Raw genomic sequence first — 6,794 nt, forward strand, 5'->3', positions numbered from 1 at the left:
CCAAACCGCAAAAACGCCCCGGACAGACCCGGTTTCCGGGGCATACCCTGAGCCGGCTGATCAGATTTTGCTGACGGGTCGCATGACGACCAGGCAACGTTCGCCGCTCTCCAGCGGCAGACGGTAGGGATGCAGTGAGCAGACCTCATGGCGCAGCGCTGCCAACGTAGTCTTCGCCTCTTCCATCTCGTCGCCCGCAGCTGGACCTTTCATGGCAATCAGCCTGCCCCCTTCGGCAAGCAGGGGAGCGGTCAGACGCACGAACAGCCCAAGATCAGAAAACGCGCGGGAGGTGATCACGTCAAACGAGCGGCCGTGCGTGGCGTGCAGCGATTCGATGCGCGCGTGCAGGGCCTGAAACCCCTGCAGCCGCAGCAAGCGAGCAACATGGCGCTGGAAGTGTATTTTTTTCCCCACCGCGTCTACCGAAACCGTTTCCAGACCAGGTATGGCTATCTTCAGGGGGATGGCCGGTATCCCCGCCCCGGAGCCCACATCCAGGACTCGCTCGGTGCTATCCAACTGCCGGGCGAGAAAGAGCGAATCCGCGATATGCTTGACCGCTATCTCGCCATCGTCGGTTATGGCCGTCAGATTTACCCTGAGGTTCCATTTTTTCAGTTCCATTGCGAACAGTTGGAAGTCACGCAGCTGTTCTCCGCTGAGTTCAAACTGCATTTCTTCCGTTGCCCTTTGCAGCGTTTCCCGAAACCGGTTCATACTCATCCCTGTTTCCTGGCTCCGGCATGGGCCTTGAGGGCAATGGAGAGCACGGAAACAGCAGCCGGCGTGACCCCAGGAATACGAGAGGCCTGGCCAAGCGTATCGGGACGAACTTTGGTCAGCTTTTCCTTCACTTCGGTGGTCAGGCCGTTAATGGCGGCATAATCCATATCCGTCGGTAGGGGGGTGTTCTCCAGCTTTGCGGAGCGCCGGATCTGCTCCAGTTGCCGTTCGATATACCCCTGATATTTAATCTGGATTTCCACCTGTTCGCGCACCACGGAAGGTGTTTCACGTGAAACAGTGTCGAAACTGAGCAGATCGTCGTAGGTTATCTCGGGGCGCCGCAGCAGCTGTTCGTAGCTGGTTCCCTTCTGCAGATCCGGCAATCCCCTGGCCGTGAAATATTCCTCTTCCGCCTGACTCATACTGATCCGCGTGGCAGCCAGGCGTTCACGTTCAGCCTGAATCATGTCCCGTTTGCGCAGATACCCCTCGTATTCCGCATCAGACACCAGTCCCACCCGATACCCGATTTCCCGCAGGCGCTGATCGGCGTTGTCCTCGCGCAGCAATAGACGGTATTCTGCGCGAGAAGTAAACATGCGGTAGGGTTCTTTGGTCCCCAGGGTGATCAGGTCGTCTATCATGACACCGATGTACGATTCGCTGCGGGAAAGGATCAGCGGTTCCTCGCCACGCGTGCGCAGGGCAGCGTTGATTCCAGCGACTATCCCCTGACCGGCAGCCTCCTCGTAGCCCGAAGTGCCGTTGATCTGGCCGGCATGATACAGGTTGGTGATTGCCTTTGTCTCCAGAGAGGTGTGCAACTGGATCGGATCGACGTAGTCGTACTCGATTCCATAGGCCGGTCGCATGATCTCGACCCGCTCCAGACCCTCCATGGAGCGGTAAAATGCAATCTGGATATCGATGGGCAGGGAAGTAGACATGCCACTGGGGTACATCTCAACCGTATCCAACCCTTCCGGTTCGATAAATGCCTGGTGGCGGTCCTTATCCGGAAACCTGACCACCTTGTCCTCGATGGAGGGGCAGTAGCGCGGCCCGATGCCTTCGATGATCCCGGCATAGAGCGGGGAACGATCCAGTCCGGAACGGATGATGTCGTGGGAGCGCTCGTTGGTGTAGGCGATGTGGCAAGGAACCTGACGCATGGTGATGCGCTCGGTGGAGAAAGAGAACGGCTGCGGCGGATTATCGCCATGCTGCGGTTCCAGCCGGGAAAAATCTATGGTACGACCGTCAAGCCTGGCCGGTGTGCCAGTCTTAAGCCTGCCCACCTGCAATCCGAGCTGTTTGAGTTGATCGGACAGCCCGATTGAGGGCAGATCCCCGGCGCGACCCCCTTCATAGTGGGTAAGACCGATATGTATCAGACCGCGCATAAAGGTCCCCGTCGTCAGCACCACGGTTTTTCCAAGGAAGCGGATGCCGGAGCGGGTATCCACGCCGCGAACGACAGAGCCGTCGCAGTACAGCGCGGTGACTTCACCCTGTTTCAGATGAAGGTTGTCCTGATTCTCCAGCACGCGCTTCATGCGCAGGCGATACAGTTGTTTGTCGGCCTGGGCCCGAGATGCGCGAACGGCGGGACCCTTCCTGGTGTTGAGAATGCGGAACTGGATTCCGGTGGCGTCTATATTCCGTGCCATCTCGCCACCCAGTGCGTCGATCTCCTTGACGAGATGCCCCTTTGCCAGGCCACCGATGGAGGGGTTGCACGACATGAGCGCTATGGCGTCCAGGTTTATGGTCAAGAGCAGTGTCCGGCATCCCATGCGCGCCGCTGCCAAGGCAGCCTCGCAGCCGGCATGGCCGGCACCAACCACGATTACATCGTATTCAAAATCGTACGTCATCATGAATTACATCTCCGACGTTTCACGTGAAACATGACCCTAAATGCTGCGGTTGTGGCAACCTACTTGCCGATACAGAAGGAAGAAAAGATCAGATCGAGAACGTCTTCGTTCGTCACCTGTCCCGTCACCTCACCCACTGACGCCAGCGCCTCCCGAAGATCCAGCGCCAGAAGGTCAAGAGAAGCTCCTGAATCAAGCCCCTGCCGGAATCTGGACAGAGACCCATCCGCGGAGCTCAGCGCATCGCGGTGCCGCACCCGTGAAATGGCGACATACTCCCGGTTATCGATGGCCTGACTGGAGACGAACAATGATCGGACAGTGCTCTTGAGATCATCGACCCCTTCACCCGACTCGGCGGAAAAAGAGACCTGCGGCAAATTGCAGCACTCGGACGGCAGTTCAAGAACGCGGGGAAGGTCGGCCTTGCTAATGGCCGCAACAAACCTGTTTCCCTGCAGGGCATCGAGGATAAGCCGGTCTTCCGGGCCAAAGGGGCGCGAACCGTCCAGAACGAACAGGATCAGGTCGGCCTGGGGAATTTTCTCCAGTGCACGGTTGATCCCCTCCTGCTCAATCACATCCTCGGTATGGCGAATTCCCGCCGTATCCAGGAGACGAACCGCAAGTCCCCCAAGATTGATCGTCTCCTCGATAATGTCGCGGGTGGTGCCGGGAAGGTGGGTAACGATGGCCCGATTCTCGTTGAGCAGACGGTTGAGCAGGCTTGACTTGCCGGCATTCGGTTTCCCGATGATCAGGACCGATATTCCCTCGCGCAGGAGACGCCCCTCGTTGAAATCCTCAAGCAGGCGCCGAATGTGGGTCCGTGCCCCCTCGACGGATGAACGGATGCTCTCGACATCCGTTTCACCCAGATCGTCCTCGGGAAAATCGATGTATGCCTCGATCAGTGCCAGCGCATGCAGCAGCAGTTGACGTGCCTCGGCGATGCGCGAAGAGAGAACGCCTCCCCGCTGGCGTTGGGCCAGCGCAAGCGCGGCATCGGTCTGGGCAGAGATGATATCCATGACAGACTCTGCCTGGACGAGATCGATCCTGCCATTGAGGAAAGCCCGGCGGGTAAACTCTCCCGGTTCAGCCAGACGCGCCCCTGCGCGGAGGACCAGCGACAGAATCCGCTCAACAACCAGCATGCCGCCATGGCAGTGCAGTTCCAGCACATCCTCCCGCGTATAGGAGTGGGGGGCGCGCATGATGACCGCCATAACCTCGTCCACAACCGCGCCGGTCTGAATGTCGATCAGCGTGCCATAATAAAAACGGTGGCTGATGAGGCCACCGCTGCGCACCGGTCTGAAGAGGGTTTCAGCTATGCAGGATGCACTCCCGCCGCTGATCCGGATTATGCCGATACCGCCATTGCCGGGGGGAGTGCTGATTGCCGCTATGGTATCCCTCATGTACATTGACGCTACTCCGCCACGACCGGGATCAGTCGTTAACCAGTTTATTGATGTACATCTGCTGGCCAATGGTGAGTATGTTGTTCAGCAACCAGTACAGGACCAGTCCTGACGGGAAATTGAGGAACATGAACGTGAAGACCACGGGGAGAGCGAGCATCATCTTTGCCTGCATCGGGTCCATGGTGGAAGGCGTCATCTTCTGCTGGATGAACATGGTGGCGCCCATGAGCAAAGGGAGGGGGCCGATGACAAAGGGAAGCCCCAGCATCTGTCCGAACAGGTTGTCCGGGCCGGAAAGGTCGGTGATCCAGAAGTAGAAAGGTGCATGCCGAAGCTCGATGGAGAACATCAGCGCCTTGTAGAGGGCGAAAAAGACCGGTATCTGGACCAGCATGGGAAGGCAGCCTCCCAGCGGATTGACCTTGTGATCGCGGTAGAGTTCCATGACTGCCTTGTTCATACCCTCACGATCATCCTTGTACTTCTCCTTCAGCGCGGCCATCATCGGCTGGATCTTCTGCATATCCTTCATGGACTTGTAGCTCTTGTGAGTCAGGGGGAAGAAGAGAGCCTTGAGAATGATGGTAATAATGATGATTGCGACGCCGTAGTTGCCCACATAGCGGTAGAAGTACTTCAGTGTATACAGGAGCGGCTTGGCGATGACCGTGAACCACCCCAGGTCCAGGGATTGTTCAAGGGAGTTGCCCTGGGCCTTAAGAATGTCGATATCCTTGGGACCGACGAACAGGCGGTGCACGACCGTGACCGACTGACCCGGGGTGACCGTGATGCGGGGCGAGGAGACGGTGGACTCCAGGAACCCGGCTCCGTTCTTCCTGAGCTCCACCGATGCGATGCTGCCGCCCTCGGAAAGGATGGCGGTGAGGAAATACTTGTCCGCAAAACCGGACCACTGGAGGTTCTTGTCGTAGAGCTTGGAAGCAGAGGACACATCCTTGAGCTTGTCGCTCTCCAGGCTGTTGTCGCTAAAGAGATAGGAGCCAGCTGTTTCGAAACGGCTGTCTTTTGCCTTAACCAGACCCGGATAGGTCATCACCTGCTGCACTGTTCCAACCAGCGGCACGGCCATGTTGTTGAATACCTGGGTATCAAGTTTAATCCCGTACGAATCGCCGCTGAAGGTGTAGATCTTTCGAACGGTAAAGCCCTGTCCGGAGTTGTGGGTGAAAACGAGCTGTTTCTTTTCGCCACCAGCCATGGTCACAGCCGTGGCATCGGCGACAAAGGGAGCGCCCTCGGGAAGGTTGAAACCGCTCGCACGAGTGGAAAAGGTGAGCGCGGAGGGATCAGCATCCGAGCCAAGGACAACCGCTTGTGCGTCAGGGAGGTTCTTCTCGCGGTAATTCTTCAGGGTCAGGCTCTTCAGCGCGCCACCGCGCGAGCAGAAAACCGCCGTATAGAGACCGGTGCGTACGGTAACGTCCTGCTGCTGGGCAGTCGCTGGCAGCGAGGGTGCGCTTGCCGAGGGTTGGACACCGCCCGCAACCGGTTGGCCTGCTGAAACGGGCGCCGAAACAGCTTGTCCCGTTGACTCCGGTTGAACCGGTTTCTTTTCAGGGGCGAACAGCAGGGAAAAAACATAAAAAACGGTTATGGAAAGGATGACTGCCAGCAGAGTACGCTTTTCCATGAAAGCTCCAGTCTGATCTAGTTATGGTACGGGGTCATATCCGCCAGGATGAAAGGGATGACACTTGCAGATTCTCAGCACGGTCAGACAGAGCCCCCTGGCTAGTCCATGGCGGAGAATTGATACTCGGGAATATTCGGAACAGGAGGGATAAAAACGGCAGGTCTGCGGCAGAAGCGGTGAAAGCATCCGTTGATACAGACTGATTACAAGGAGCAGACTTCTCTTACACATGGAGATACGCCCATACGCCTGAAGGCTTTTTCAAGTTCGCGCTGTACGCCACGGAAATCCATTGCCGCCGATTCGCGGCGGGCAATCACGTTCATATCCACCGGAGGAAGCGTCCTTCTGTTGCACCTGAAGGTCTCTCTGACAAAACGCTTGATTCTGTTGCGGACCACGGCGCAACCGGTTTTCTTGCTCGCCGTTATTCCCAGTCGCGGCAGATCATGCCCATTATCCTGCCAGACAATGAGAAACCCCTTGACGGTCACTTTTCCGGCTGCGTTCTGAAGTGCAACAAAATCAGCACGTTTCCGGAGCCGAACCGACTTTGGAAACGTGCTGACATCGTCTGAACCTGAACCGGCGGGGATGTTACTTGGTGGCAATGCGAACAGCCAGATTCTTGCGACCCTTTGCTCTCCTGCGCTTGATGACAAGACGACCATTTTTCGTCGCCATTCTCACAAGAAAACCGTGGGTCCTTTTACGGGAAGTATTGCTCGGTTGAAATGTTCTTTTCATGGTTTCACCCCTGGTATTGTTTTTCAGGAATCGATTCTTTAATCATAACACGGCATACTTGTCAAGCCTATTTTCAGGATGATAAATCCAGCGTCACTGATTTGCCTTGAAAAACATACCGTCCTCTGCTACCCTTCTGCAACGGAAAAAAGCATATAATTTCAAAAAATACAAGTAAATACCTGAAATATAAAAGAAAAAAGTTATCAACAGATGTTGAAAATCTTGTTGATAAGTTATTCAGTTTTCCACAACCGCATACATAACCCTGCGTATTCCATTGGTGATTCCTAAATCGCCCGGATGTTGATAACCGTTGTTAATTTCCCTAATGTGATGTGACTTCCTCTT

General features: G+C 56.2%; 7 protein-coding genes. All 7 read right to left on the minus strand.

Features of this window, described 5'->3' with window-relative positions; translation table 11 throughout:
• Positions 1 to 60: 60 nt before the first annotated feature.
• From rsmG to rpmH, 7 genes are read right to left on the minus strand one after another with little or no spacing between them, the layout of a single operon-like run.
• Positions 61 to 726, minus strand: a complete 666-nt coding sequence (gene rsmG / locus PPRO_RS18005) for a 16S rRNA (guanine(527)-N(7))-methyltransferase RsmG (protein ID WP_011737424.1) — start codon at positions 724 to 726, stop codon at positions 61 to 63.
• Complete coding sequence (gene mnmG, locus PPRO_RS18010; protein ID WP_011737425.1) at positions 723 to 2,609, minus strand: tRNA uridine-5-carboxymethylaminomethyl(34) synthesis enzyme MnmG; 1,887 nt, start codon at positions 2,607 to 2,609, stop codon at positions 723 to 725. The genes rsmG and mnmG overlap by 4 nt, the downstream gene beginning before the upstream one ends.
• Before the next feature lie 59 nt (positions 2,610 to 2,668).
• The gene (mnmE, locus tag PPRO_RS18015; protein ID WP_011737426.1) at positions 2,669 to 4,039 is read right to left on the minus strand and encodes a tRNA uridine-5-carboxymethylaminomethyl(34) synthesis GTPase MnmE; all 1,371 of its coding nucleotides are present in this window, start codon (positions 4,037 to 4,039) and stop codon (positions 2,669 to 2,671) included.
• Positions 4,040 to 4,064: 25 nt separating this feature from the next.
• Positions 4,065 to 5,693 (minus strand): membrane protein insertase YidC, encoded by a 1,629-nt coding sequence (gene yidC / locus PPRO_RS18020; RefSeq protein ID WP_011737427.1) that lies wholly within the window; start codon positions 5,691 to 5,693, stop codon positions 4,065 to 4,067.
• A 21-nt stretch (positions 5,694 to 5,714) separates the two neighbouring features.
• A complete protein-coding gene (gene yidD, locus PPRO_RS20415; protein WP_011737428.1) occupies positions 5,715 to 5,927 on the minus strand; it encodes a membrane protein insertion efficiency factor YidD in 213 nt (70 codons plus the stop codon).
• The gene (gene rnpA / locus PPRO_RS20420; protein WP_232286661.1) at positions 5,900 to 6,358 is read right to left on the minus strand and encodes a ribonuclease P protein component; all 459 of its coding nucleotides are present in this window, start codon (positions 6,356 to 6,358) and stop codon (positions 5,900 to 5,902) included. Before rnpA ends, yidD begins: the two co-directional genes overlap by 28 nt.
• Positions 6,294 to 6,443, minus strand: coding sequence for a 50S ribosomal protein L34 (gene rpmH / locus PPRO_RS20425; RefSeq protein WP_011737430.1), 150 nt, complete (start codon positions 6,441 to 6,443; stop codon positions 6,294 to 6,296). The genes rnpA and rpmH overlap by 65 nt, the downstream gene beginning before the upstream one ends.
• Between the last annotated feature and the right edge of the window lie 351 nt (positions 6,444 to 6,794).

This window comes from Pelobacter propionicus DSM 2379 (assembly GCF_000015045.1).
GTDB lineage: Bacteria > Desulfobacterota > Desulfuromonadia > Geobacterales > Pseudopelobacteraceae > Pseudopelobacter > Pseudopelobacter propionicus.

Coding starts and splice junctions, on each gene's coding strand:
- rsmG (WP_011737424.1), bottom strand. CDS start 726: ATGAGTATGAACCGGTTTCGGGAAACGCTGCAAAGGGCAACGGAAGAA.
- mnmG (WP_011737425.1), bottom strand. CDS start 2,609: ATGATGACGTACGATTTTGAATACGATGTAATCGTGGTTGGTGCCGGC.
- mnmE (WP_011737426.1), bottom strand. CDS start 4,039: ATGTACATGAGGGATACCATAGCGGCAATCAGCACTCCCCCCGGCAAT.
- yidC (WP_011737427.1), bottom strand. CDS start 5,693: ATGGAAAAGCGTACTCTGCTGGCAGTCATCCTTTCCATAACCGTTTTT.
- yidD (WP_011737428.1), bottom strand. CDS start 5,927: ATGTGTAAGAGAAGTCTGCTCCTTGTAATCAGTCTGTATCAACGGATG.
- rpmH (WP_011737430.1), bottom strand. CDS start 6,443: ATGAAAAGAACATTTCAACCGAGCAATACTTCCCGTAAAAGGACCCAC.